The sequence below is a fragment of the Pseudomonas sp. BT-42-2 genome, from assembly GCF_025847435.2.
GTDB lineage: Bacteria > Pseudomonadota > Gammaproteobacteria > Pseudomonadales > Pseudomonadaceae > Aquipseudomonas > Aquipseudomonas urmiensis.
The window spans coordinates 230,127-254,973 of the sequence record NZ_JAOYTM010000004.1; the positions used below are offsets into that span (position 1 = coordinate 230,127).

20 protein-coding genes are annotated in these 24,847 nt (G+C 62.4%); 11 read left to right on the plus strand and 9 right to left on the minus strand.

Going from position 1 to position 24,847, the window contains the following annotated elements:
• Nucleotides 1-40 precede the first annotated feature (40 nt).
• A complete protein-coding gene (locus OIU19_RS03700; protein WP_264233399.1) occupies nucleotides 41-538 on the plus strand; it encodes a VOC family protein in 498 nt (165 codons plus the stop codon).
• Here OIU19_RS03700 and OIU19_RS03705 read toward each other — a convergent pair.
• Nucleotides 516-989: a sn-glycerol-3-phosphate transporter gene (locus OIU19_RS03705; RefSeq protein WP_264233401.1), complete on the minus strand. Its 474-nt coding sequence runs from the start codon at nucleotides 987-989 to the stop codon at nucleotides 516-518. The genes OIU19_RS03700 and OIU19_RS03705 overlap by 23 nt on opposite strands.
• Nucleotides 990-1,213: 224 nt before the next feature.
• A complete protein-coding gene (locus OIU19_RS03710; protein ID WP_264233403.1) occupies nucleotides 1,214-5,419 on the minus strand; it encodes an autotransporter outer membrane beta-barrel domain-containing protein in 4,206 nt (1,401 codons plus the stop codon).
• A 156-nt stretch (nucleotides 5,420-5,575) separates the two neighbouring features.
• Between OIU19_RS03710 and OIU19_RS03715 the strand changes: the two genes are divergently transcribed.
• Both OIU19_RS03715 and OIU19_RS03720 read left to right on the plus strand, forming a co-directional pair.
• On the plus strand, nucleotides 5,576-7,306 hold the full coding sequence (locus OIU19_RS03715) for a response regulator (protein ID WP_264233405.1): 1,731 nt from the start codon (nucleotides 5,576-5,578) through the stop codon (nucleotides 7,304-7,306).
• Between the two features lie 118 nt (nucleotides 7,307-7,424).
• Nucleotides 7,425-9,359: an ATP-binding protein gene (locus OIU19_RS03720; protein WP_264233407.1), complete on the plus strand. Its 1,935-nt coding sequence runs from the start codon at nucleotides 7,425-7,427 to the stop codon at nucleotides 9,357-9,359.
• On the opposite strand, the gene OIU19_RS03725 is transcribed toward OIU19_RS03720, so the two are convergent.
• Both OIU19_RS03725 and OIU19_RS03730 read right to left on the minus strand, forming a co-directional pair.
• Nucleotides 9,329-9,490 carry a DUF2986 domain-containing protein gene (locus tag OIU19_RS03725; RefSeq protein WP_264233409.1) on the minus strand — a complete coding sequence of 54 codons (162 nt, stop codon included), beginning with the start codon at nucleotides 9,488-9,490 and terminating at the stop codon, nucleotides 9,329-9,331. The genes OIU19_RS03720 and OIU19_RS03725 overlap by 31 nt on opposite strands.
• A 182-nt stretch (nucleotides 9,491-9,672) precedes the next feature.
• The gene (locus OIU19_RS03730; protein ID WP_264233411.1) at nucleotides 9,673-10,590 is read right to left on the minus strand and encodes a LysR family transcriptional regulator; all 918 of its coding nucleotides are present in this window, start codon (nucleotides 10,588-10,590) and stop codon (nucleotides 9,673-9,675) included.
• Between the two features lie 129 nt (nucleotides 10,591-10,719).
• Here OIU19_RS03730 and OIU19_RS03735 point away from each other — a divergent pair, with 129 nt between their 5' ends.
• From OIU19_RS03735 to OIU19_RS03750, 4 genes are all read left to right on the plus strand, one after another.
• Complete coding sequence (locus tag OIU19_RS03735; RefSeq protein ID WP_264233412.1) at nucleotides 10,720-11,478, plus strand: 5-oxoprolinase subunit PxpA; 759 nt, start codon at nucleotides 10,720-10,722, stop codon at nucleotides 11,476-11,478.
• A 136-nt stretch (nucleotides 11,479-11,614) separates the two neighbouring features.
• Nucleotides 11,615-12,487 (plus strand): allophanate hydrolase subunit 1, encoded by an 873-nt coding sequence (locus OIU19_RS03740; RefSeq protein ID WP_264233414.1) that lies wholly within the window; start codon nucleotides 11,615-11,617, stop codon nucleotides 12,485-12,487.
• On the plus strand, nucleotides 12,484-13,455 hold the full coding sequence (locus tag OIU19_RS03745) for a biotin-dependent carboxyltransferase family protein (protein WP_264233416.1): 972 nt from the start codon (nucleotides 12,484-12,486) through the stop codon (nucleotides 13,453-13,455). Before OIU19_RS03740 ends, OIU19_RS03745 begins: the two co-directional genes overlap by 4 nt.
• Nucleotides 13,456-13,654: 199 nt before the next feature.
• Complete coding sequence (locus OIU19_RS03750) at nucleotides 13,655-13,939, plus strand: helix-turn-helix domain-containing protein (protein ID WP_264233419.1); 285 nt, start codon at nucleotides 13,655-13,657, stop codon at nucleotides 13,937-13,939.
• Nucleotides 13,940-14,155: 216 nt separating this feature from the next.
• On the opposite strand, the gene OIU19_RS03755 is transcribed toward OIU19_RS03750, so the two are convergent.
• The 3 genes from OIU19_RS03755 to OIU19_RS03765 form a co-directional block, all read right to left on the minus strand.
• Nucleotides 14,156-16,339 carry a TonB-dependent siderophore receptor gene (locus OIU19_RS03755; RefSeq protein WP_264233421.1) on the minus strand — a complete coding sequence of 728 codons (2,184 nt, stop codon included), beginning with the start codon at nucleotides 16,337-16,339 and terminating at the stop codon, nucleotides 14,156-14,158.
• 175 nt (nucleotides 16,340-16,514) lie between these two features.
• A complete protein-coding gene (locus OIU19_RS03760; protein ID WP_264233422.1) occupies nucleotides 16,515-17,357 on the minus strand; it encodes a TIGR03915 family putative DNA repair protein in 843 nt (280 codons plus the stop codon).
• Nucleotides 17,348-18,568: a putative DNA modification/repair radical SAM protein gene (locus OIU19_RS03765; protein ID WP_186555132.1), complete on the minus strand. Its 1,221-nt coding sequence runs from the start codon at nucleotides 18,566-18,568 to the stop codon at nucleotides 17,348-17,350. Before OIU19_RS03765 ends, OIU19_RS03760 begins: the two co-directional genes overlap by 10 nt.
• A 286-nt stretch (nucleotides 18,569-18,854) precedes the next feature.
• Between OIU19_RS03765 and mqo the strand changes: the two genes are divergently transcribed.
• The gene (gene mqo / locus OIU19_RS03770) at nucleotides 18,855-20,444 is read left to right on the plus strand and encodes a malate dehydrogenase (quinone) (protein ID WP_264233424.1); all 1,590 of its coding nucleotides are present in this window, start codon (nucleotides 18,855-18,857) and stop codon (nucleotides 20,442-20,444) included.
• Nucleotides 20,445-20,497: 53 nt separating this feature from the next.
• Here mqo and OIU19_RS03775 read toward each other — a convergent pair whose 3' ends face one another.
• Nucleotides 20,498-21,409, minus strand: a complete 912-nt coding sequence (locus tag OIU19_RS03775) for a LysR family transcriptional regulator (RefSeq protein WP_264233426.1) — start codon at nucleotides 21,407-21,409, stop codon at nucleotides 20,498-20,500.
• A gap of 96 nt (nucleotides 21,410-21,505) precedes the next feature.
• Between OIU19_RS03775 and OIU19_RS03780 the strand changes: the two genes are divergently transcribed.
• Together OIU19_RS03780 and OIU19_RS03785 are read left to right on the plus strand one after the other, a co-directional pair.
• Nucleotides 21,506-21,811 (plus strand): putative quinol monooxygenase, encoded by a 306-nt coding sequence (locus OIU19_RS03780; RefSeq protein ID WP_264233428.1) that lies wholly within the window; start codon nucleotides 21,506-21,508, stop codon nucleotides 21,809-21,811.
• 14 nt (nucleotides 21,812-21,825) lie between these two features.
• Nucleotides 21,826-22,677 carry a type 1 glutamine amidotransferase domain-containing protein gene (locus OIU19_RS03785; RefSeq protein ID WP_264233429.1) on the plus strand — a complete coding sequence of 284 codons (852 nt, stop codon included), beginning with the start codon at nucleotides 21,826-21,828 and terminating at the stop codon, nucleotides 22,675-22,677.
• 347 nt (nucleotides 22,678-23,024) lie between these two features.
• Here OIU19_RS03785 and OIU19_RS03790 read toward each other — a convergent pair whose 3' ends face one another.
• Entirely contained in the window at nucleotides 23,025-23,528 is a 504-nt protein-coding gene (locus OIU19_RS03790; RefSeq protein ID WP_264233432.1) for a signal peptidase II, read from the minus strand.
• A gap of 255 nt (nucleotides 23,529-23,783) precedes the next feature.
• Between OIU19_RS03790 and OIU19_RS03795 the strand changes: the two genes are divergently transcribed.
• Nucleotides 23,784-24,830: a class I SAM-dependent methyltransferase gene (locus OIU19_RS03795; RefSeq protein ID WP_264233434.1), complete on the plus strand. Its 1,047-nt coding sequence runs from the start codon at nucleotides 23,784-23,786 to the stop codon at nucleotides 24,828-24,830.
• Nucleotides 24,831-24,847 lie beyond the last annotated feature (17 nt).

The window sequence follows — 24,847 nt, forward strand, 5'->3', positions numbered from 1 at the left end:
GACTAGACTAATGCCTCTGTCCCGATCGAGGAGTACCGCCATGACCAGCAAGAACACTATTTGCCTGTGGTATGAGGGGGCGGCGCAGGAGGCGGCCGAGTTCTACGCCAAGACCTTCCCGGACAGCAAGGTACTGGCCGTGCATAAGGCCCCAGCCGACTATCCCTCGGGGAAGGCGGGCGATGTGATTACTGTCGAGTTCAGCGTGATGGGCATTCCCTGCATCGGCCTCAATGGAGGGCCGGTGTTCAAGCACAACGAGGCGTTCTCGTTCCAGGTTGCTACCGACGATCAGGCCGAAACCGATCGTTTGTGGAATGCCATCGTCGGCAATGGTGGCGAGGAAAGTGTCTGTGGTTGGTGCAAGGACAAATGGGGTATTTCCTGGCAAATCACCCCAAGGATTCTCATCCAGGCCATTGCCCATCCTGACCAAGCCGCCGCCAAGCGGGCGTTCGAGGCGATGATGCAGATGGGCAAGATCGACGTCGCCAAGATTGAGGCGGCGTTGCACCCTAGAACCGAAGCCCCACGTTGACCATTCCCGCTGCCGCGCCGAGCACCACAAACTCTGCGGCCACCGGCCCCCAATGCGCACCGATGCCCGGAATGATTACCGGCGCAACGCCCAAATGGTTGAGCGGGATCTTGTCTTTGTATTCGCCTTTGTAGCCCTGGATCAGGCCTGCACTGAACTTGGCATGGAGCGGAAACCGCTCATGCTCCCAGACTTTGCCGACGTAGCCATAGTAGGAGCGCTGGTTGAACGAGTTCTTGAATGTCGCCCCGCCCCAGAGCAGCCCATCGCTGTACACCCGTTCGATACCGATCAGCCGTTGCTGATTGTTGTGCTCTGGGTCGGGGCTCCAGTGGCGGGTATAGGCGCTGGTCTGGATGTACCAGTAATCACCCTGTGGCTCGCTTTGCCCAGCGCTGGCTGCGGTGCTCCAGAGGAGGAGGGCAATAGCTAGCAAAAATTGTCTGCTCATGTTCAACACCTGGCGCAACGGGCGTTATGGACACTCGCCACGCCTGCATTGGAAACTTGTCTCTGTCGGCTTGGCTGATTGTGGGAAAGGGCGCGTATGGTAGGTAGCTGACTCGCTATCGAGTATCGGATTTGTCTGATAATGGCGGGTTGCAGAGGGGTATAGAGGCGCCTGCGCGATGAGGCCCTCGATAAAAAACGCCCGGCTGAGCCGGGCGTCGTCGATCAGAATTTGACCTTGATACCAATCATCCCTTCATAGCTTCTGCTGTCCTTGCCAAACGCCTTCTGATAACCCAACGAGCCAGTCACTGTGGTGCGTTCATCGACCTGGTAGTCGACACCCAGGTTCAGCTCACCCCAGGTCCCGCTCATGTCGGTGCCAAAGGGAATGTAGCCATCGGCCGAAGAAAACTCGGTTTTGCTCTTGCCCTTGAACTCGTGCCAGACGCTGGGGCGCACCCAGACGTTGGTGCGGTGCAGCTTGCCCTGGTCGTCTGCACGCAGGCTGTCCTTGTCGATGCGCACCCCCAGGCGGGCAGTCAGCGAGTCGACGTCTTCGAAGCGCACATCGGAGGCGTCGTCGTGGCTGTCATCGACCTTGATCTTGCTGACGATCACCTGGGCCTGCGGCTCGATGTGCAGGTTCTTGTCCTCATTGAGATTGAACGGATAGCCCCCTTCGAGCGAGGCGGTCACGCCGCGACCGCGGGTTTTCATGGTGTCCATGTCGCTAGGGTTGGCTTGCACGTCGAAGCGGTTGAACTGCAGCACACCGTCGAGGTACCAGCCTTCCGGCCCAAAGTGGGTCCAGTAGCCGCCGACCCCGTAGGCGCGGATCACGTCGTCGCCAGCGCTGTTGCCATTGGTGTGCTCGACGTCACCTGCGATACGCCCAACGTTGAGCGACAGACCGGCCTGATCGGTACTGCCATCGACGTCTTCGTGGCGATACAGGTCAGTGCCGACCTGGAAGGCCTGGATCCGGTAGTCGTAGCTGGCACCTTGGCCCAGCTCGTCCTCACCCTTGCGGTAGATCAGTCGGCCCCAGCCCAGTGACGGGCCGTATTGCTCGGCGGCCTGTGCGGGCAGTGGCTCGGTGCTGAGCCTGCGCTCTTCACCGACTCGCTCATGCAGGGTATCGACCATGGCGTGGCTGTAGTGCAGCAACATCGAAGGCAAGGCGCGGTATAGGGTCGTTTCCGGGCGATAGTTGGGCACTTGTGGCCGAACTGGAACGATGGGGTGCTCGGGCTCAGTCGGATCGACAGGGTCCACTGGGTCGACGGGTAGCACCGGATCTACAGGCTTCACCGGATCTACCGGCTTCACTGGGTCGACAGGTTTCACTGGCTTGACTGGATCAACAGGGTCAACCGGACCCACATCAGCAGTAGAGCGCAGGTACCAGGCCTGGCGATTGCTGCCATCCAGGCTGGCCCGGTGCAGGGTGTATTCATAAGGGCCGGCCTTGACCCGGCTGAGCAAGCGGAAGGCTTGAGCCTCGGTGGTCGCGCCATTGATGGCATCGACTACAAGAATCCCATTGCCTTGGGTCAGCGCGCCGGGGCCACCTGCGTTCTTGATCAACAGGTTGCTGCTGCCGTCGGCCTTACCGCCATCCACCACCAGCTTGTCCGAGGGCGAACCGTCGCTGTACAGGTACGTGTTCAGGGCAAAGGTGCCATTGGCGCCGTGGTAGTTGTTGACGGTCAGGTGCTTGTAGCTGCCGCCGACTGGCGCGCTGAAGTCGATCAGGCTGGCCTCGTTGCGCAGGGTGCTGAGGTTCGAGTCGCCGGTCAGGTTCCACAGGCTGCTGTCGCGCAGATTGACTTGGGCACTGCTGCCCGCAGCGGTACGCGCAGCGCCGTTGAGCACCGAGCCTGCGACATCGATGTTGGCGTTGCCGGCACTGGCCAGCGAGCTGCCGACACCTTGCCACTGGCCGGTGCCCATGTCTGGGATGCTGCTGCCATCGCTGGCCACGGCGCTGTCGACGTTCAACCATTGGCCGCTGCCACCGACGATACTGTCAGTCAGGCTGATGTCGGCGACGCCTGCGACAGCCACCGTGGCCCCGTCGCGGTTGTGCAGCACGCTGCTGTCGAGATTGGCCTGACCCTTGAGCAGTTCAGTGCCTTGCGCATAAAGCGCTGCGGCCTGGTCACCGCTGGCGTTGATCACACTGCGTTGGGCGTCGAGGCGCGCACCGTTCTTGGCCACGGCGGCGTGGGCCAGGTTGCCGCTGGTGTTGATCCCGACCTGATCGAGCTGAACATTGGCCTGGTTGTTTGCCAGCGCTCCCAGGGCACGCTCGCCGTAGGTAGTGACGGCGGTGTTGCTGGCACTTAGTAGCGCGGTGGATTCGGCCTGCAAACCATGGGACAACACCCCCCTGGTTGTGATACTCGAGTCGCTCAATTGCAGGCTGGCCGTATCGCTCTGATACTGCCGGCTGACCATGGCGCCGGTGGCTTGATCGCCCAGGGTCTCGACGCTGACATTGCGCGCTACCAGGCTGACCTGGCCTGGCTTGAGGGTGCCGATGCCGGCATACAGGCCCATGGAATACTGCCCCTCGGTCTTCACGCTCAACCCTTCCAAATACAGGCTGCCGCCATCGTCTACCGCAGCGCCGTAGGCCTGCGTGCCGGTGGTATGCACGGCGGTGCCGTAGACGTTGAGCACAGCCCCTGGATTGCGCGAGGCCAGGGCGTGCGGGAAGGTCAGGTTGGAACGTACCGGTGAGCCATTACCTGTGGTGGTTACCGAGCCGCCATACAGGGTGATGTTCGCACCGCCATCGGCGACCACGCCCATGGCGTTGTCGTCGCCCGAGGTGGTCACCGTAAGATTACGCGCCACCACCGTCGAGCTGCCTGCACTCAGGCCTGCTGAGTAATTGCCCTGGGTATCGATCAGGCCATTGTTGATTAGCAGCTCGGCGCCGCCCAGGGCCCGTACCCCGTAGCTGGTTTTCTGCGTGGTGTGCACTTGGCTGTCGTTGAGCAGCAGGCGTGAGCCACTACCTTCGACCAAGGCGCCGAGGCCCCAAGGGCCTGCTGCACTGCCTGCCGGGGCGAGGCGGATGGCACTGTCGCTGATCTCGGCAGTGGCGCCTGCATTGACGTAGAGACCGTGAGCGCGGTTACCGCCGACCTCGACCCGGCTGGCGCTGACATTGGCGTGTGAGCCGCTGCCTTCGACTGACACGCCGTGACTATAGGTGCCTTCGGCGCTCAGGGTGCTGTTGTCGATCAGCACGGCGCCGCCGCTCATGGCCCGCGCGGCTGAGGCGAAGTCATTGACGCTGCCCGAGCCTTTGACTGACACGCTGCTGTTGCGCAACGAAACCTGGCTGGCGCTGCCTTCGGCGCGGGCGCCGCCGATGTAGTTGCCGCTGGAACTGACCGTTACCGCATCGGCGTTGATGCTGGCGCCGCCGAGCGCATGCAACACGGCAGTACTGCTGGTGCTGGTGGCGGCGGAAGTATGGCTGAGGCTGGTGCGCTGCAGTTGAATCTGCGCGCCGTCATCTGCCCGGGCGCCGCTGGCGGCGACCGCGCCAGTGCGTATCTCGCTGTCGCTGACAGCGATCAGGCTGGCGTTGCCGGTGGCTTTCAGGCCATGGCTGGCGCTAGTAGGGCTGCTGGCGCCAGTGGTACTGATCACGCTGGCACCGCTGATGCTGATAGTGCCGCCGCCTTGGGCCAGCACGCCAACCGAACCTTTGGACAGGGTGCTGACCTCGCTTGCCACCAGGTCGATCTGGCTGCCAGCGCCAGTGGCGACCAGGCCCTGGTTGTTTATCCCGTTAGCGCCGCCACCGACGCTGATGGTGCTGTTGTTCAGCCTCACTTGGCCGGCATTCTTGGCGCTGACGCCGGTCAAGTTGCTGGCGGTGATCAGCGCACTGTTGGCCGCTTTGGGTATCAGCGTGACCCTCACTCCGGAGCCATTCAACTGGCCGCCATCGCTGGCCAGCCCAGTTTGGCCGTTGGCGTTGGCGGCCGTCAGGGCGCTGCTGTTGACGCTACCGCGCTCGAAGCCGACGCTGCTGCCCAACTGCGCATGCACCCCGGTGGTGCGGGCCGCGCCCAGGTTGACCGTGGCCTCGTCATGCGCACCTGCGCTGGAAACACCAATGCCATCGGCGCTGTTGACGTTGATTGGCGCGGGCGCCCCCAGCAGCCGGTTGGCAAATAAATGTGGGGCCTGCTGGCTGGCTTGCAGGGCGATCTGCAGGTAGTCAGGGGAGGGCATGGCACCCGCTGCCGAGGGCGGGTCGATAGCCATCAGCGGTGGGTCGAGGGCGCTGTCCTCGGCTTCGGCCTCGATCAGGCTGAAGCTGAACAGGCCCGCCAGAATCAGGCCAATGGCCCGGCCCAGACGAGTACGTTGGAAGTGTGCAGGACGCTTGATGGTGTTCATGGCAGCCTCTTGGGCATCTGAAGTGGGATGCCTGAAGTCTGCGCGGGACGCCTGCTGGCGAATGTCGGAGGCGTTGCAACCTACTTGTAGGAGTGACTCTCGTCCACGGCTCTGGTCTATGCTTGGCATCGGCCATTGCCGCAGAGGGAAGGCGCCATGAGCACGCTACTGTTGGTCGATCACCTGCCGATCGTGCGTGACGGCTTGCGGGCTGTGCTTGAGCGTGCTGGCCACCAGGTGCTGGGCGAAGTCGACAACGGCCTGGATGCGCTGGAGCAGTGCCGGCTGCTGCACCCGCAGGTGGTCATTATTGAGTTATTGGTGCCGCAGCTGGGTGGGCTGGATTTGCTGCGCCGGCTGCGCGCCAGTCATCAGGGCATCAAACTGCTGGTGTACAGCGTGCAGGAGGCCAGCCTGTATGCCGCCCGTTCCTTGCAGGCCGGCGCCGATGCCTATGTGTGCAAGAGCGAAGCGCTTGGCCAATTACACAGCGCCCTGCAGGCGCTCAGCCATGGACGCAGCTACTTCCCCCGCGAAGTCGCCCGCCAGGACCTCGACGGTGCAGGCGAAGATGACTTGACCCAGCTCTCCGGGCGCGAACTTACCGTGTTGCAGATGCTCAGCCAAGGGTTGAGTAACAAGGACATCGCCGAGCAGCTCAGCCTCAGTTACAAGACCATCAGCACCTATAAGGCGCGTCTGCATCAAAAGCTCCATGTCGGCAACGATTTCCAATTGCTCGAAGTCGCCCGCAGCCATGGCTTGGTTGTCGGCGACGAGGCGAGCAGGGCGCAGGCGTCTTCCAGCGACCCGCAGCTGCTACGCGAGCACGGCTTGTTACGGGCGCTGCTCGACGCTGCCCCCTACCCGATGTTCGTGCGCGACCTCGCAGGCCGCCTGCTGATGTGTAACCGCCGCTACCTGGCCTACGCCGGAGAAAGTTTCGAAGCGATCCACGGCTCTACCATCGACCAGGCGCTGTGGTTGCCAGCGCCATTGCGCGAGCGTTCACGGCAGCGCTTCGCCGAGGCGGTTGCGCGGCAAGAGCCGTTTCTGGCCGAAGCGGTAATCGAGCATCTGGGTGAAGTGGTTGCCATGCACATCTGGTGCACACCGTTTCGCGACCAGAGCGGTCAATTGGTGGCCATGCTGGGCGGCATGCGTGACCTCACCGAGCGCGATCGGCTGCTCTCGACATTGCGTCACGAGGGCGCCGAGGCGCGCTATGAAAGCCACCTGAAGAGCTCCACCCTGGCCGCTGTCAGCCAGGAACTTGGGCAAATGCTGGCGGTGTTTCGAACCACTGTGCAACGCTTGCTTGCGCCAGGCGATGAGCCCTTGCGCCCAGCTTTGCAAACCCTGGCAGAGCACGTTGAAGGCATGTACCAGTGCCTGGCCAAGGTCGATGCCCTGATGGATCAGGATGACCACCCAGGCCAGCCACAACGCGCCGCGCATGACCTGGGCAACCTGACCGAAGCGATCCTGGCACCGTTGCGCCTGCAACTGCAAGCGCGGGGCTGTGAGCTGGACCTGGGGCCAGGGCTGCGTGCACTGCAAAGCGCGTGGATCGACGCCCGCCACTACCGGCACTTGCTCGAGGGCCTGTGTACCTACCTGCAACTGCGGCCACTGCCGGCGTACCTGAGCTTGCGTCTGGCTACCCAGATTCAACCGCGAGGCTTGTTGCGCTTGAGCCTGGAGCTGGCGCCCTGGTCTCCACCGGCAGAACAAGCGCCGTCTGAAGTGTCGGCGTATGCCACTATCCAGCGCCTGCTTTTGCGCTTGCAGGGCCGCGCTCAGACCATCGCCGCTGATGGCGGTGACACGCTGGTGCTGCGAGTAGAAATGGACCTGCCACCTGTGCTCGCCGACAGCGCGCAATGAAACCAGGCGCTGGGCAAACCATCAAAGCCTCGAACGTCGTCGAAACGCCGGCTGTGTCGCACTACGGAGCCTATACTGATAGGCTTGATCCGTTAACCACTGCTCCCCAGGAGCCGTTATGACTGGCCACAACGTCTCCTTTCCAGTGGACTTTCCACTCCATGCCGGCGCATCGGATAGCGATCTTTGCGACATAGAGCTATTGCACAGCATCAGCGTCGCGCTGATCGGTGAGCAGGACCTCGAAGCGTTGTACGGCAAGATCGTCGATGCGGCGGTGGTCATTACCGGCTCGCAGTTCGGCACCATGCAGTTGCTGTGCCCTCAGGCGCATAGTTCTGGTCACGGCGGTGAACTGCAGCTGCTGTGCTCACGCGGTCTGCCCGCCGAAGCGGTCGGTTTCTGGCAGTGGGTACCGCCAACGGCCCACAGCAGCTGTACGCAAGCGCTCAAGCTGGGCAAGCGGGCGATCATCGCCGACTTCGAACAGTGGGCTGAGATCGCCGGTACTGAAGACCTGAACGCCTTCCGCCGCACCGGTATCCGGTCTGCCCAGTCGACGCCGCTACTGTCGCGCGATGGCAGGCTGTTGGGGATGATCTCGACCCATTGGAGTGCGCCCCATCAGCCCTCCCAGCGCGACTTGCGCTTGCTCGACATCCTCGCCCGCACCGCTGCGGACCTACTCGAGCGGACCATGGCCGAAGAAGCCCTGCGCGCCCGCGAGCAAGAGCTTGAACGTACCTGCGCGCACTTGCGGGCAAGCGAAGAGCAGCAGCGCAAGGCCAAAGCTCAGCTGCGTGAGTTGAATGAAACCCTTGAGCACCGGGTCGCCGCGCGTACCGCCGAGCTGATGCAGGCCGAAGAGAAACTGCGCCAGTCGCAGAAGATGGAAGCGGTCGGCCAGCTAACGGGAGGGTTGGCCCACGACTTCAATAACCTGCTCGCCGGCATCTCCGGCTCGCTTGAGCTGATCAGCATGCGCATCGCCCGTGGCCGCCTGGGCGATATCGACAAGTACTTGGTCGCCGCGCAAGGCGCTACCAAGCGTGCGGCCGCCCTTACCCATCGATTGCTGGCTTTCTCGCGGCGGCAGACCCTCGAGCCGCGACCGCTCAACGTCAATACCTTGATGTTCGGCATGAGCGAGCTGATCCAACGCACCGCCGGCCCCGGCATACAAGTCCAGACCCTCGGCGATGCGGACCTGTGGCCAGCGTTCGTCGACGCCAGTCAGCTGGAAAATGCGCTGCTCAATTTGTGCATCAACGCCCGTGATGCCATGCCTGACGGGGGGCGCATTACCTTGCACGCCAGCAATCAATGGCTGGACCCAGTGGCTGCCCTGGCACACGATGTCCCCGAGGGCGCTTATCTGTGCCTGAGCGTGACCGACACCGGCAGTGGCATGCCCGCGGACGTGATGGCGCACGTGTTCGAGCCATTCTTTACCACCAAGCCGCTCGGCCAGGGTACTGGCCTGGGCTTGTCGATGATCTACGGCTTTGCCCAGCAGTCTGGCGGCCAGGTGCGCATCTGCTCGACAGTCGGTGAAGGCACCACGGTGTTCATCTACCTGCCGCGCCACCACGGCGACGCCCCCGCCGAGGAGCCAGCACCCGGCACAGAGGCGGTGTCGATTGCCCAGCCTGGCGAGACCGTGCTGTTGGTGGACGATGAACCGACCATGCGTATGCTGCTGACCGATGTGCTCAGCGAGCTCGGCTATACCGTGATCGAGGCCGCCGACAGTGCCACCGGGCTGCAGCTGTTGCGCTCAGACGTGCATATCGACTTGCTGATCACCGATGTCGGCCTGCCCGGTGGCATGAACGGTCGGCAAATGGCCGATGCCGGGTTGCAACTTCGGCCAACCCTCAAGACCTTGTTCATCACCGGTTACGCCGAGCACGCGGTGATCGGCGAGGGTCAGCTGCAACCTGGCATGCAGGTACTGACCAAGCCATTTGCGGTCGACAGCCTGGGCGGGCGCGTGCGTGAGCTGCTGGCGTTGCAGCCGTATCAGCGCTCTGGGAGCGCGCCTGAGTCTTGATCGCCCAGGGCGGCCAACTTCGCCCGGTCAGCTTTGCAGATGTATTTAGGTTTGTTTTTGGGAGCCAGTTTGGCGCTGGCTTTTTTCGCGTGAGCCTTTAACAGCTGCTTGATTTTTTTCTGCCGATTCATGGTTTCAACTCGATTCGTGACTGGGTGGGATATCAACCCGATCCCAGGGTTCGGTCGAACGGCTGACTAGCCGGCGTCCGCGATGGCGAAATTCTACTCCATTGCTGCGAGATCGGTATCGATCTGCGTGGCGCGGACAAGCACCGCCGCTGACTGAGCAGCCTTCGAGCACCTCGACTCGCCTAGCGTCGAGCCACATGTTGCTGCGGCGCCATGAACGCTGCATGGAAGTAGCTGCGCAGCGCTTGCATCGCCGGGCTTAATTCGCGCTCGCGATGCCAGGCCAGGCCAACGCTCATGGGCGTGACCTGATCGCTGATCGTCACCGTTTCGATCCGCTTGCCTTCCAACGACCACGGACGGTGCACCAGATCCGACAGAATCGCCACGCCGCTGCCGTTGGCTACCATGCTGCGCACCGCCTCGACGGAGCTTGTGCGCACGCGCACGTCTGGTTGCTGCCCGGCTTGTTGCCAGTAACGCATCGCGCTTTGTTCGGCTTCATCGACTGTAAGCAGGATGTAAGGTTGCTGGGCGACATCGGCCAGGCTCACCGCCGAGCGTTCGCACAGTGGGTGATGGCTGGGCAGCCACAGTCGACGTTCGGAGTTGAACAGCGTCTCGGAAACGATATCCGGGTGGGTAAGGTTGGCGGTCAATACCACCGCCATGTCGAAGCGACCTTCGAGCAACCCCTGCTCGATGGCGCTGCGTTCCTGTTCATGAACCTCGATCAGCACATCGGGGTGCCAGTGCTCCAGGCGTTGCAAGTGATGCGGCAGAAAGTAACCAATGACCGTGTAGCTCGCCGCCAGGCGCAGCAGGCCGCTGGCGCGTACATCCGGCAGCGGGCTGTTCAGCGCATCGTCGACGCTGCGCAGGATCACGTAGGCGCGGTTGAGAAAATGCCGGCCAGCGTCGGTCAGGCTCATGCCTTGGGCCGAGCGCTGGAACAGCAGCGCGCCGAGCATGGCCTCCAGCTCCTTGATCGCGGTGGTCACCGCCGACTGGGAAATGTTCAGGTGCAGCGCCGCCTGGGAGATCTGACCGATCTCGGCGGTGGCAACGAAATAGCGCACCTGGCGTAGGGTCAGCGACATTTAGGCTCCGGTGAGGGGTATCTGTTTTTCAGAAGACAGCCCATCTGTTTATAGATCTTCCCAAGGGGTGCTGGGGAATTTAACGTGGGCTGCAGCAACCCACAAGCAGGCACCGTAGGAGAGCGCACAATGCAGGTCGTGGATTTCAACTCGGACATGGGCGAGGGCTTTGGTCCCTGGACCATCGGCGATGGCGTCGACCATGAGCTGATGGCCTTCATCAGTTCGGCCAACATCGCCACGGGTTTTCATGCCGGCGACCCCGGCACCATGCGCCGTACGGTGGAGCGGGCCAAGGCGGTGGGCGTGGCTATCGGTGCTCACCCAGGCTTTCGCGACCTGGTCGGCTTTGGCCGTCGACACATCAATGCCCCGGCCCAGGAGCTGGTCGATGACATGCTCTACCAGCTTGGCGCCCTGCGTGAGATCGCCCGCGCTCAAGGCATTGCCCTGCAGCACATCAAGCCCCATGGCGCGCTGTACATGCACTTGGCGCGCGATGAAGAGGCCGCACGCTTACTGGTAGAAAACCTGCAGCGACTGGAGCCTGAACTGCTGCTGTACTGCATGCCCGGCTCGGCGATCTGCCGCATTGCCCAAACGCTTGGCCAGCCAGTGATTCGCGAGTTCTATGCCGACCGCGAATATGACCTGAGCGGCTCGATCGTGTTCACCCGTAACGTTCGCGGCTATGAGCCAAGCCATGTCGCCGAGCGGGTCTTGCGGGCCTGCCAAGAGGGGGTAGTGCGCACGGTCGAAGGCCAGGACCTGCCGATCAGCTTCGATTCCATTTGCCTGCATAGCGATACCCCAGGCGCCCTGCAACTGGTCGAGGCCACACGCAAGGCCCTGGATGCTGCCGGAATCAGCGTGCGCGCGCCGCGCTGACGTCAACGGGCACCTGGCGCATACAGACCAGGGTCCGCAGCGTTGTTTTTGCCTGCCTTTCTACAAGTATTCCAAGAGGAACAGTCATGGCCGAGCATGCTTTCATCATTCCACTGCCTCGCCCCGGAGGCGCGAAATGAACGCGCCGATCCGCTACAGCTTTGGCGCCGACGAACATCTGTTTGCCGAGGTCAGCGACAGCATGTCGCTGGAAGCCTTCTTCAAAGGCATGGCCGTGACCCGCGCGGTCGAGCGCCTGCAACTGGATGGGGTGCTCGATGTGTGCCTGGCCAACGCCTCGTTCCAGATCCGCTTCGATCCTGATCGCATCGCCCCGCAGGCGCTGCTCGAAGCGGTGCAGGGCGCGGAGGCCGAGGCCGTCGCCGAGCGCTCGTTGCACACGCGGATCATCGAGATCCCGGTGCTGTACAACGATCCCTGGACCCATGAAACGCTGATGCGTTTTCGCGACCGGCATCAGGACCCAGACGCCACCGACCTTGAATACGCGGCGCGGATCAATGGCTTGGCCGATGTCGAGGCATTCATTGCCGCCCACAGCGGTGCGCCGTGGTTCGTGTCGATGGTCGGTTTCGTTGCCGGCTTGCCGTTCATGTTCCAGATGGTCGAGCGTGAACGTCAGCTGCAAGTGCCCAAGTATTTGCGTCCACGAACCGACACGCCGAAGCTGACCCTGGGCCATGGCGGGTGCTTTGGCTGCATCTACTCAGTGCGCGGGGCGGGTGGCTATCAGATGTTCGGCGTAACCCCCGCGCCGATCTACGATCCGCAGCAGCAGTTGGATTACCTCAAGGAACACATGGTGTTCTTCCGGCCGGGCGATATCGTCCAGTTCAAACCGATTGACCGCGATGCCTACGACCAGGCCGTGGATGAGGTTGAAAGCGGCCGGTTCACTCTGCGCATCCGTTCGGTGGAATTCTCCCTGGATGCTTTTTTAGCCGACCCGGTTGGCTATCCCCAGTCGCTGCAGGAGGCATTGGCATGATCAAGGTACTCAAGCCTGGCCTGGCCACCTCGGTGCAGGACCTGGGCCGTGAAGGCTACTACCACCTGGGTATCCCGCCATCGGGTGCGCTCGACCAATATGCGCTGCGCGCGGCTAACCAATTGGTCGGCAACTCGGCCGGCGCAGCCGGGCTGGAATGCACCCTGGTAGGGCCGGAGCTGGAGTTCCAGGCCGATGCCCTGGTGGCGGTGTGCGGCGCGCAGATGCCCGTGCGCCTGGACGGGGTGGAGCAGTATCCGGACACGGCGTTCAAGGTCCGCGCCGGGCAGGTGTTGCGCTTTGACTTCCCCCGCGCCGGCGCGCGCGCCTACCTGGCGGTGGCCGGTGGCATCGATGTCCCGCAGGTGCTGGGCAGTCGCTCCACCTACGGGCTGGGCGCGCTGGGGGGGTGGCAGGGGCGCAAGCTGGTGGCGGGCGATCTGTTGCCGGTGGGTGTGGCCAGCGGTAAAAGCCGCGCAGGCGCCAGCCTGCCGATGGCCTTGCGGCAGAGTCTGGGCGGGGAGGTGCTGCTGCGGGTGGTGCCCGGTCTGTACTACGACCGCTTGACGGCGACGGCCGCGCGCGACTTCTTCAGCGATGCGTGGACGGTGGGGTCCGAGGCGGACCGAATTGGCTATCGCTTCAAGGGCGGTAGCGCGTTGAGTTTCCAGCCGCGCGAGCAACCTTTTGGTGCGGGCTCCGATCCTTCGAATATCGTCGACAGTTGCTACCCAATTGGTTCGATCCAGGTACCGGCAGGCTTGGAGCCGATCATCCTGCACCGGGATGCGGTATCCGGTGGCGGTTACGCGATGATTGGCACGGTGATCAGTGCTGACCTGGATTTGATCGGGCAGATGCAGCCCAACCAGCAGGCGCGGTTCGTTGAGGTGACGCTTGAGCAGGCGCTTGAGGCGCGGCGCTCATACAAGAAGCGCCTGGCGTTTGTGGAGCGGCTGTTTACCTGAAAGCCAGCGCTTGTTGGTCAGTTGTGACGCTAACGCGGGGCAAGCCCGCTTCTACACGATCTGCGCAGCACGCATCGATCGTGTAGGCGCGTCGCGTGCTGCGCCCTACAGAGACGGCAGGTCGTCAAACGCGCAAGAACGATCAAATCCCCACCCAAGACATTTGCTACTGTCGGCGCTGCTTGGGAGGAGCATCGTCATGCGCAGTATCGAAAATAGCCTGTGGTTCATCGAGTCAGAGTTGCAGTCGGAGCTCGACCTGGGCCGCGTTGCCCAGCGCTTCGACCTGTCGCCCTTCGCCCTGTCGCGTTATTTCTCGCTGACCACCGGTTGGCCGGTGATGCGCTACATCCGTGCCCGTCGGCTTAGCGACGCCGCCCTGGCGTTGCGCAACGGCCAGCCAGATATCCTGCAGGTGGCGTTGACGGCAGGCTATGGCTCCCACGAAGCCTTCACCCGTGCGTCGCTTTGCCGATGCGCCTGAGTTGGCCTACAGCCCAGACTTTGATCCGGGGCGTGAGACCGGTTACGTCGACGTGTGGATTCCGATAGCCCGCCGTTGAGGCGTGCGCCAAGCGAGGCTCAGACGTACAAGCAGCTGATCAAGGGGGGCGCGTGGCCTGACAAAGGCCAGCGATTGCGGAGCTAAGCGAGGAGGGTGAGGTGCGCGTCCCTGCGCAGAGTGGATAGGGGCGATGACTTAGAAGCTGTATTTGGCCGTCAGCATCATGTTGCGTGGGGCGCCATAAGTGTCGCCGCCGTACTGCCAGGAAGAGGAGATCGACGAGTAGTATTTGCGATCGAAGATATTGTTGGCATTGAGTTGCAGGTCCAGGTGCTGGTTGACCTGGTAGCCGGCCATCACGTCAGTGACGGCATAGGCGCCCTGGATCAAGCGGTAGTTGCTGCCGTCGCTAAGTGCGATGTCGTTGTACATACGGCTCTGCCAGTAGACGTTGCCGCCGACGCGCAGTTTTTCCAGCGGACCCTGGAAGCGGTAGACGGTCGAGAGCTTGAACATGCGCTCGGGCAGGTCGGTGGTCAGCTGTTTGTTGACCTTCTCCGGGCTTTTTTCATCCTTGATGGTGTGCGCGCGGGCATAGGTGTAACCGGCGCCGACCTGCCAGTTCTCGGTCAGTGCGCCCTGCAGCTCCAACTCGATACCCTGGCTGCGAACCTCACCGGAGGCCTCGTAGCAAGCCAGTTGTGGGCACGGTACGTCGACTTGTACGGCTCGGTTTTCCTGGTCGATGCGGAACACCGCCAAGCTTGCGTTCAGGGCGCCGTCGAAGTACTCACCCTTGATGCCGACCTCGTAGTTCTTGCCCACGATCGGCTTGACCGGCGTGCCGGAGACGTCCTTGGAGCTCTGCGGGTTGAAGATGTCGCTGTAGCTGACATACACCGAGTGATGCTCGTCCAGATCGTAGATCAGGCCGGCATAGCGGGTGACGTTGCGGGTCACCTTGTAGCTGGCGTCGGAGTCGTCACGGTTGTCGTAGTCGTACCAGTCCAGGCGCCCACCGAGGATCAGTTTCAGCGGGTCGGCCAGGCTCAGGCGGGTGCTCATGTAGACCGCATCCTGGGTGGTGACTTCACGGGTGTTGTCGGTGTGGACGAAGTTCGGCTTCGGCCCATTGAGCGGCCAGAACATGTTGTAGGGGCTGTAGTTGTTGGTGGTCATGTCATAAATGCGTTTGCTCGCACCCACCACCAGTTCGTGGCTGCGACCAAAGGCTTGGAATGGGCCGCTGGCAAACGCGTCCAGGCCGGCCTGGTTTTCTTCCTGGCCAGACTGGTAGACGGTTCTTTGCAACGACTGGTCGGCGGCCCAGCGCGACTGATAGGAACCTGAGAACAGCGCATCCTGCTCGCTATAGGTGGCATTGACTTGCAATTTCCAGTCGTTGGCCAAGCGCTGGCGCACCTCGGCGAACACTGTGTTGATTTCCTGGTCTTTGTTTTCCCAGTCAGTGCCTGGGTTGTACGAGCGCGGCAAATCCAGGTGGTGGCCGTCCAGGCCCACCATCGACGCGCCCCAGAAGTAATTGGTCTTGTCTTTCTGGTTGGAGAAGCCCAGCGTCAGGGTGGTGTCGTCGCTCAGGTCCGCTTCAGTGATCGCATAGAACAGGCCATGGCTTTCCTCCATGCTGTCGACGAAGCCGTTGGCATCACGATAGGAGGCGACCACTCGTCCGCGCAGTGTGCCGCTGTCGTTGAGCGGGCTGGAGGCGTCGATCTCGCCGCGGTAGTTGTCCCAAGTGCCGGCAGCCCCGGTCAGGGTGACTTTCTGTTCGGCCAGCGGGCGCTTGCGGACCAGGTTGATCGCTGCCGAGGGGTTGCCGCTGCCGGTGACCAGGCCAGTTGCGCCACGCACCACTTCCACCCGGTCGAACATTGCCAGGTTCGGCTGGGCGCCGACCGTCCAGCCCTGATAGTTGCTGGGGATGCCGTCGTACATCAGGTTATCGATATCGAAGCCGCGCGCCGAATACGTCTGGCGCCCTGGGCCGCTGGATTGGCTGAGGAACAGGCCTGGGCTGTACTTGACCACATCGTTGATGCTGGTCATGGCCTGATCGTCCATGCGCTGACGGGTGATCACGGTCACCGCTTGTGGGGTCTCGCGCAGGCTCAAGGGCAATTTGGTTGCAGTCGCCATGGCGCCGGTGGTGTAGGAGGTCGTTCCTTCTGTCGTGCTGCCCAGACCGGTAGAGCTGACCTCGGTAGCGCCGAGCTCCATTACCGCACCATTGGATTGCGCCTGATCCTTAGGCTGGTCGGCTTCCTCGGCCAGCGCCGGAGCGACGGTCGCCATACAGATGGCCATGGCCAGTAGATTGCGTGAGGGGCTGAAGCGGCGTTGCGAAGAAGGGCGCGACATGAGCAGCGGTTCCTGACGGGTTAAAAGAGCAAATAATTCTGCGTCTGAGAATGATTAGCAATTAGTGTGTCAGGATTTGTCGCGGTAGAGAAGACAGGTCCCCTACAATTTTTTAGGAAATTTTCACATTTGCAGGCGAAGGCTGGGAAAGCGGAGGAGAAGGTTGGCCGCAGGCCTAATCGCGAGCCTTGGCAATCCGCTTGCCAGCTTGTTGCGCCACTTCCAGCGCCTGGCCATCGCGCTGCTTGCCTTGGCGAGCCTGGCCCATCAGTTGCGGGATCAGCATGCCCTCGGGCAAGTGCCGCCAGAACCTGCCTGGCATGTGCAGGCGCAGGGCATCAGGGTTGAGCCGGGCCGGATTGAAGGTGTGTCGGTAGTAGGTGCGCCACAGCTCTGCGCCGGGATCTTCGGCGTGCCGCGCCCACTGGCGCCACTGCTCTGGACAGTGACGACGGTAATCCAGGGTTTGCCCATCGAAGCGCACAGCGTCGCGATCGGTTGCAATCAACCAGCGCTGGCGGCCGAGGCGATCGGCGAAGTGGCTGCTGGCACTTTCAAGGATGTCGTGCGCCGGTTCATGGTAGGCGACCAGGTCAAGCTGCAGCTGCTCGGCGAGCAGCACTGGAAGCGGTACGAAACGCACGAAGGCGTGCAGGTGGTGGGCTTCACGGCTGACCTGCTTGATCCGCCGGTGCAGTTCGCTCCCTAGGCGATCACCTGCGAGCATGGCAGTGCGGTCGCCGTGGGCAACCCGCCAGAGCACCTCATACAACAGGTTCCAGCGCTGCTCGCCGTGGTAGCGGGCCGCCTGCTCCAGCTGGCTCAACAGGGCCGCCGGTACTTTCGCTTGGAATGGCCCACGGCGTTCTGGCAATGGCGTTGGCACGGCGAGCAAATCGTCGATCGGACCTTGTGCCCAGCTGACCTGGGCGGGGTCGATGCCGTGGCTGAGCAGCGTGCGCGCCTGTTCGCGCCACAGGGCAAAATGGTTGTCGCAATCGAGCGCGATCATCCCCACAGCCCCATCTGCACCGGGGCCTGCGGTTCGCGCAGGCGTGCGCGCAACAGGCCGCTGCGCAGCTCGGCTTGAGCCGGGCGGTAGTCACTGGTGACGATGAATGGGCGAGCCTTGTCCAGCACACACCGCAGCTGGATCAGGTCGTCATAGCGGATGCGCCGTTCCCGGCGCAGCGCGACCAGCCGCTGCACGCTGCGCAGACCGATGCCGGGGATGCGCGCCAACAGCGCAGGTTCGGCGCGGTTCACATCGAGCGGGAATACCTCACGGTTGGCCAAGGCCCAGGCGAGCTTTGGGTCTATGTCCAGATCCAGGTTGCCTGCCTGGCTCAGTAGCTCACCGGCCTTGTAGCCATAGCCGCGCATCAGGAAGTCGGCCTGGTACAAGCGGTGCTCGCGCAGCAGCGGCGGGGCTGCCAACGGCACGCTGTTAGGGCTGTCGGGTATCGGGCTGAAGGCCGAGTAATAAACGCGCTTGAGGCCATAGCCTTGGTACAGCGATTCGGCATTGCCCAGCAGGGTGCGGTCATCGGTGTCGTCGGCGCCGACGATCACTTGGGTGCTTTGCCCGGCCGGGGTGAAGCGCGGCGCGCGAGGTTCGCCCGCTACTGCCAGCTGGCCTTGCTGGATGGTGCCCATGGCCTGGCGGATGGTATGTGCGTGCTTCTCCGGAGCCAGGCGTTTGAGGCTGGCGTCGGTAGGCAGTTCGACATTGACGCTGAGCCGATCGGCCAGGCGGCCGGCTTGTTCGATCAGTAGGGGGTCGGCATCGGGAATGGTCTTGAGGTGGATGTAGCCTCGGAATTCGTGCTCCTCACGTAGCAGGCGCGCCACCTCGATCAATTGCTCCATGGTGTAGTCGGCCGAGCGGATGATGCCGGAGCTGAGAAACAGGCCGCTGATGCAGTTGCGCCGGTAGAAATCCAGGGTAAGGCGCACCACCTCCTCAGGGCTGAAGCGCGCTCGCGGGACGTTGCTGGAGCGGCGGTTGACGCAGTATTGGCAATCGTAGAGACAGAAATTGGTCAGCAGTACCTTGAGCAACGAGACGCAGCGGCCATCAGGGGTGTAGCTGTGGCAGATGCCCATGCCATCGGTGGCGCCAAGCCCCTCGCGGCCACGCGAGCTGCGCTTGGGTGCGCCGCTACTGGCGCACGAGGCGTCGTATTTGGCAGCGTCGGCAAGAATGCCGAGTTTGGCGATGAGTTGCATGCGGTCTACTCAAAACACTGAATATTCATACAGTATTTGCAGAAGGAGTTGGATGCAAGTGCCTGTTGTCGTCTGTGTTCGCCGGATTCCGAAAACCGCAGGTGCCGCGATAGCGTCTACAGGGTACGCAATCGCGGGGCAAGCCCGCTCCGGGTTCTTGGGTGCTGGCAAATGATGCCCGAGTGAATTGCTCAGCTAAGCTTGATTCCAGGCTGAATGTGACGGAGCAGGGCATGGAGAAGCACGCAGAACAGATCGAGGCCCGCTGCGCCTCGTGGGAGAGGACATGAACATCATGATCAAGTCGAAATGGGCGTTGGCCAGCCTGGTCATGGCCTGCGGCCTATTCAATGCCCAGGCGGCAGAGACCAAGCGGGTCGATGTGTTGCTGGTGGGTGGCGGCATCATGAGCTCGACCTTGGCCATTTGGCTCAATGAACTGGAGCCGGGGTGGTCGATGCAGATGGTCGAGCGCCTGGACAAAGTCGCCGAGGAAAGCTCCAACGGCTGGAACAACGCCGGCACCGGCCACTCGGCGTTGGCCGAGCTTAACTACACGCCGGAGAAGAACGGCAAGATCGACATCTCCAAGGCCATCGAGATCAATGAGTCGTTCCAGATCACCCGGCAGTTTCTGGCCTGGCAGGTCAAGAGCGGGGTGCTGAAGAACCCGCGCTCGTTCATCAATTCCACGCCGCACATGAGCTTCGTCTGGGGCGATGACAACATCCGCTTCTTGAAACGTCGTTACGAGGCGCTGCAGGCCAGCCCGCTGTTCCGTCCCATGCAGTACTCCGAGGACCCGGAGCAGATCAAGAAGTGGGTGCCTCTGATGATGGAAGGACGTGATCCGAATCAGAAATTGGCGGTGACCTGGACGCCGATCGGCACTGATGTGAATTTCGGCGAGATCACCCGCCAGTACGTCGGCTACCTGCAAAGTCGACCGAATTTCGACTTGAAACTGTCGACCGAAGTGGAAGACATCACCCGTAACGACGATGGCTCTTGGCACGTCGAGTACAAGAACCTCAAGGACGGCAGCAAATCAGCCACTGATACCAAGTTCTTGTTCATCGGGGCAGGTGGTGCGGCGCTGCCGCTGCTGCAAAAAGCCGGCATCGATGAGGCCAAGGATTACGCAGGTTTTCCGGTCGGCGGCTCGTTCCTGGTGACCGACAACCCGGCCATCGCCAAGCGGCACATGGCCAAGGCTTACGGTATCGCCTCGACCGGTGCGCCGCCGATGTCGGTGCCGCACCTGGACACCCGCGTGCTCGATGGCAAGCAGGTGATTCTGTTCGGGCCGTTCGCCACCTTCTCCACCAAGTTTCTCAAGGAAGGGTCGCTCCTGGACCTGTTTGCCAGCATGTCTACCCATAACGTCTGGCCGATGGTTCGGGTAGGGGTGCGTGAGTTCGATCTGGTGCAGTACCTGATCGGCCAAGTGTTGCAATCGGATGCTGATCGCTTCGATGCGCTCAAGACCTACTTCCCCAACGCCAAGCAGGAAGACTGGCGCCTGTGGCAGGCTGGCCAGCGTGTGCAGATCATCAAGAAAGACAAGGATCAGGGCGGTGTCCTGAAGCTGGGTACCGAAGTGGTCGCCGCCAAGGATGGCAGCATCGCCGGCTTGCTCGGTGCCTCGCCGGGCGCCTCGACTGCACCGCCGATCATGCTCGATCTGATGCAGCGGGTGTTCAAGGACAAAATGGCCTCGCCGGCCTGGCAGACCAAACTGCGTGAGATCATCCCGTCCTATGGCACGCGGTTGAACGACCACCCAGACATGGTCGAGAAAGAGTGGGCCTATACCAACGAGGTACTGCAACTGGCAGTGCCGAGTAGTGCGCCAACGCCCGTGGCCACGCCCTGATCGTTAGCTTATTGCGGGCACGTCGGCCCCCGGCTGTGCCCGCAATCGAGTATTCAGGCCTTAGCGGCCACCTCCCACACTTGCTGACGGAACCATTTGCGTAATGGGTCGGTGTGGGTGCGTTCGTGCCAGATCTGCATGAGCTCGATTGTTGGTAGCGCCAAGGGCATGGGGTAAATGCACAGCTGCGGATCACGCTCGACGGCTTCGACCGCCACTGCCCGCAGGCAGGTAAGGAGTAGATCGGTGCCGCGGATCAAGCGGGCCGGCGCCAGGAAGCTGGACAGTCCGGCCACCACCCGCCGGCTGCGCCCCTCAGCGCGCAGCGCGCGGTCGACCAGGCCGTCGAGATCACCGGTCAGGGTGGTCAGCAGATGCTCGCAAGCAAGAAACGCCTCCAGGCTCATCCCTGCGCCAAGGCGCGGATTGCTGCGTGCGGCCAGCACCACGAAGTCTTCACTGAGCAGGCGCTGCTGGTGGAAGGTGTCCGGCAAATCGGTGTAGAAGCCGGCGATGGCCAGGTCGCAGGTGCCTTTTTCCAGGGCTTCGCGTGGCAGTTGGCCACGGGTGTTGTGGGTGATCAACACCAGGTTGGGCGCCTGGCTGCGGATGATCGGCAGCAACCGAGGTAGTAGCGTCTGCTCCATGTAGTCGGTGCTGTACAGATGCAGGCGGGCAGGGCGGGTGAGGAAGTCCAGGTCATCGCAGCGTTCATAGAAACCCTGTAGATCTTCAACTAGACGCTGCACTTGCGGCGCCATCTCGTGAGCCCGGGGTGTCGGCGTCAGGCCGCGTGGCGCACGCACGAACAAGGGGTCGCCGAACTGATGCCGCAGTTTGTTGAGCTTATGGCTTAGCGCCGGTTGGCTGAGGGCCATGCGCTCGGCGGCCAGGGTGGCATTGCGCTCTTGATAGAGCACGTGGAATACCAGCAATAGATTGAGATCTTTGTGAGTGATATTCATTTTTTGGATCGCAGGCATAAGCGCTTTCGAATTATCGAATCATAGCGCGCTAGTTAGCATAGGCCCACTGATCGTTACCACTCACTGGGAGGCCCCATGCCTATCAGCATTTTTGCCACCATCTGCCCCAAACCCGAGCATCGCGACGCGCTAGAGCAAGCCCTGCGTTCATTGGTTGCCGATTCGCGCGCCGAGCCCGGCAATCTGCGCTACGACCTGTTCGTTCGAGAGGGCGATGAAGTGTCGTTCGAGCTGTTCGAGCTGTACACCGACCACGCTGCCATCGAGGCGCACCGGCAGAGCGCTCACTATCAGGCTTATCGCGCCACTGTCGCCGACTGGCTGGTTAGCGCCCCGCAAGTCCATCTGGCTCGTCCACTGGACACCGCTCCTTTCGCCTGAATCTGGGAAGACTGATGAACAAGACCTCTACTCTGGCGCTGGCTATTGCCGGTGCGCTGTTTGCCGGTGGCGCCGCCGCCGCGCCCAAGGGCGAAGTGCTGGTGCTGCTGTCCAGCGAAAATCAACTGCCGTTGCAAGACGGCAAGCAGTACTCCACCGGTTATTACCTCAACGAATTCGGCGTACCAGCCGACCAGTTGTTAAAGGCCGGTTACACGCTGGTGTTGGTCACGCCCAAGGGTAATGCGCCCAGTGTCGATGTACGCTCGGTCGACCCGCAGTACTTTGGTGGTGACACCGCAGAAATGCAGCGTATCGGCAAGCTGGTGGACAGCCTGCCTGGGATCAAAGACACCCTGTCAGTGAAAGAAGTGCTTGCTGGGGATTTGCATCGTTACGCGGGGCTGTTCATTCCAGGTGGCCATGCGCCGTTGATTGATCTGGCCAATAACCCCGATGTTGGCGCGCTGTTGCGTCATTTCCATCAAGCGGGCAAGCCAACCGCGGCCATCTGCCACGGACCGATTGCGCTGTTGTCTGCCCAGCAGGACCCTGCCAGCTACCAGGCAGCGTTGGCTCGCGGCGACAAACCAGCGGCCAGTAACTGGATCTACCAGGGTTATCGCATGACCATTTTCTCCGACCCCGAGGAACAGGTCTTCGAAGGCTCGCTGAAGGATCAACGGCTGTTGTTCTACCCGGCCAACGCCATGGCTGGCGCGGGAGGCCAGATGAACTACGCCAACGCCTGGACGCCCCACGTGGTGGTCGACCGCGAGCTGATCACTGGGCAGAACCCGTTCTCCGACAAGGCGCTGGCCAAAGCGTTGGTTGAGAGCCTGGAAAAGCGCGGGGGAACTAACTGATTGAGTCTGCTGAACCAGCAGCACGGCGGTGACCTGCTGTTGGTTCATGCGACGGCTTTATTGATTATCAAGCAGATGCCGATTTGCCACGTTTAACAGGGCGTCCTGCTTTGGGGCCGCTTTGCGCCCCTTCGCGGGCAAGCCCGCTCCCACAGGTACCCCACCAGCCTGAAGAGCGGTGGAGACCCTGTGGGAGCGGGCTTGTCGGAGCGCCGAACCGCCGCAAAGGGGCGCAAAGCGCCCCCCTAATCTTGAGTGAACAGCATTAGGCTAGTGCCAGGTTTTTGTTGCTCATCTCCAGCACCACTTGATCCATAGCCCAACTCTCCAGCTTATATAGTCCTAGTCTAAACCTTAGCCTTGCTCGGTTTCGTCAGCCCATCCACCGCCAATACCACCGCGCCGGCCATGATGGCGATATCGGCGAGGTTGAATACGCCGGTGTGCAGCGACCCGAGATTGAGCACCAGGTAGTCGACCACGTGGCCGTCGCGGGCGACGCGGTCGATCAGGTTCGATACTCCACCCAGGGCGATGAAATACACCGACACCGCCTTGAGCGGTGCGCGTGTCCAGCGCGACAGGGCCCAGCCGATCGCCCAGCAGCACACCACGCCGACGGCAACAACGAAAATCAGTTGCTTCAAGCCTGGGGCAAGGTTGGCGCCCAGGCTCAGAAACGCACCCGGGTTGAGGCTCAGGCCCACATCCATCCAGGCGACGCTGTTACCGAAGCTGTAGCTCTGCGCCTTGAGGGCGACCAGTGCGAGCAGTTTGATCCATTGATCGAAGATGACGAAGGCGACACCGATGAGCACGGCGACGAGGCGGCTTTGCGACAGCTGGGGCATTGAAGGCAGTCCTTTGCTGCGCCTGGTCGGTCGGAATTGGCAAGTGGGCGCGCAGCGGCGCGAAGATAGCGCAGGCCGCCCAGCGCGTCTATCCGGCAACCGCCCGGTCGCACAAGCCGAGGGCTAGACTTAAAGCCTTGGGCTGTTGCACAGCACCCGGCAACAGTCGCCACTATCGATCCGACCACCGCCTGTAGCCGCGCGCAGTGGGTGCTCTCTGGCTGACGGTGGCCTTCGCGTAGAGGAGGTCAGGTCATGGACGAGGCAAAGCTGCAAGACTTCATGGGCAAGCTGGTCGGCGACATGGGCGCGGCGGCAACGCTGGCGAATGTCATTCTTGGCGATGAGTTGGGGCTGTATCGGGCCATGGCCGACAGCCAGCCGGTCACGCCCCAGGCACTGGCGCAAAAGACCGGCTGCCACCCACGCCTGGTGCGCGAGTGGCTCAACGCCCAGGCTGCCTCCGGCTACATGCGCCACGACAACGGGACTTTCCTGCTGCCAGAGGAGCACGCCTTGGCCCTGGCCATCGAGGATTCGCCCGTGTACATGGCGGGCGGGGCAGCGGTGGTGGCGGCGCTGTTTCATGACAAGGACAAGCTGGTGAGCGCCATGCGTGGTGACGGTGGCCTGGCCTGGGGCGATCATCACCCGTGCATGTTCAGCGGCACCGAGCGTTTCTTCCGGCCGGGTTATCGCACGTTCCTGGTGGCTCAGTGGCTGCCGGCACTCGAGGGGGTAGTCAGTAAGCTTGAGAAAGGCGCGAAGGTGGCCGATATCGGTTGTGGCCACGGCGCCTCGACCCTGGTCATGGCCCAGGCGTTTCCCGCCTCGCGCTTTGTCGGCTATGACTACCACGCGCCTTCGATCCTCACCGCCCGGGAGCGGGCCAAAGAGGCGGGGCTTGAACAGCGTGTCGCGTTCGAGCAGGCCACTGCCAAGGACTATCCAGGCCATGACCACGACCTAGTGTGCTTCTTTGACTGCCTGCATGACATGGGCGACCCTGTGGGGGCGGCGCGCCACGCCTATCACGCGCTCAAGGACGACGGCACGGTGATGCTGGTCGAGCCCTACGCCGAAGATACCCTGGACGGCAATATCAACCCGGTCGGGCGCTTGTTCTATGCAGCTTCCACGTTCATCTGCACGCCGAACTCGCTATCCCAGGAAGTGGGCCTTGGATTGGGTGCGCAAGCGGGCCAGACGCGGCTCAGGGCGGTGTTCGAGGAGGCAGGCTTCAAGCAGTTCCGGCGTGCGACGCAGACGCCGTTCAACTTGATCCTGGAGGCGCGCAAGTAAGCGCAAGGGACATGCAG

Excerpts from the sequence above, each read along its gene's own strand:
- OIU19_RS03755 (WP_264233421.1), bottom strand. The coding sequence starts at position 16,339 with ATGTCGCGCCCTTCTTCGCAACGCCGCTTCAGCCCCTCACGCAATCTA.
- OIU19_RS03705 (WP_264233401.1), bottom strand. The coding sequence starts at position 989 with ATGAGCAGACAATTTTTGCTAGCTATTGCCCTCCTCCTCTGGAGCACC.
- mqo (WP_264233424.1), top strand. The coding sequence starts at position 18,855 with ATGAACATCATGATCAAGTCGAAATGGGCGTTGGCCAGCCTGGTCATG.
- OIU19_RS03730 (WP_264233411.1), bottom strand. The coding sequence starts at position 10,590 with ATGTCGCTGACCCTACGCCAGGTGCGCTATTTCGTTGCCACCGCCGAG.
- OIU19_RS03775 (WP_264233426.1), bottom strand. The coding sequence starts at position 21,409 with ATGAATATCACTCACAAAGATCTCAATCTATTGCTGGTATTCCACGTG.
- OIU19_RS03725 (WP_264233409.1), bottom strand. The coding sequence starts at position 9,490 with ATGAATCGGCAGAAAAAAATCAAGCAGCTGTTAAAGGCTCACGCGAAA.
- OIU19_RS03735 (WP_264233412.1), top strand. The coding sequence starts at position 10,720 with ATGCAGGTCGTGGATTTCAACTCGGACATGGGCGAGGGCTTTGGTCCC.
- OIU19_RS03795 (WP_264233434.1), top strand. The coding sequence starts at position 23,784 with ATGGACGAGGCAAAGCTGCAAGACTTCATGGGCAAGCTGGTCGGCGAC.
- OIU19_RS03745 (WP_264233416.1), top strand. The coding sequence starts at position 12,484 with ATGATCAAGGTACTCAAGCCTGGCCTGGCCACCTCGGTGCAGGACCTG.
- OIU19_RS03740 (WP_264233414.1), top strand. The coding sequence starts at position 11,615 with ATGAACGCGCCGATCCGCTACAGCTTTGGCGCCGACGAACATCTGTTT.
- OIU19_RS03765 (WP_186555132.1), bottom strand. The coding sequence starts at position 18,568 with ATGCAACTCATCGCCAAACTCGGCATTCTTGCCGACGCTGCCAAATAC.
- OIU19_RS03720 (WP_264233407.1), top strand. The coding sequence starts at position 7,425 with ATGACTGGCCACAACGTCTCCTTTCCAGTGGACTTTCCACTCCATGCC.
- OIU19_RS03710 (WP_264233403.1), bottom strand. The coding sequence starts at position 5,419 with ATGAACACCATCAAGCGTCCTGCACACTTCCAACGTACTCGTCTGGGC.
- OIU19_RS03790 (WP_264233432.1), bottom strand. The coding sequence starts at position 23,528 with ATGCCCCAGCTGTCGCAAAGCCGCCTCGTCGCCGTGCTCATCGGTGTC.
- OIU19_RS03785 (WP_264233429.1), top strand. The coding sequence starts at position 21,826 with ATGAACAAGACCTCTACTCTGGCGCTGGCTATTGCCGGTGCGCTGTTT.
- OIU19_RS03750 (WP_264233419.1), top strand. The coding sequence starts at position 13,655 with ATGCGCAGTATCGAAAATAGCCTGTGGTTCATCGAGTCAGAGTTGCAG.
- OIU19_RS03780 (WP_264233428.1), top strand. The coding sequence starts at position 21,506 with ATGCCTATCAGCATTTTTGCCACCATCTGCCCCAAACCCGAGCATCGC.
- OIU19_RS03715 (WP_264233405.1), top strand. The coding sequence starts at position 5,576 with ATGAGCACGCTACTGTTGGTCGATCACCTGCCGATCGTGCGTGACGGC.
- OIU19_RS03700 (WP_264233399.1), top strand. The coding sequence starts at position 41 with ATGACCAGCAAGAACACTATTTGCCTGTGGTATGAGGGGGCGGCGCAG.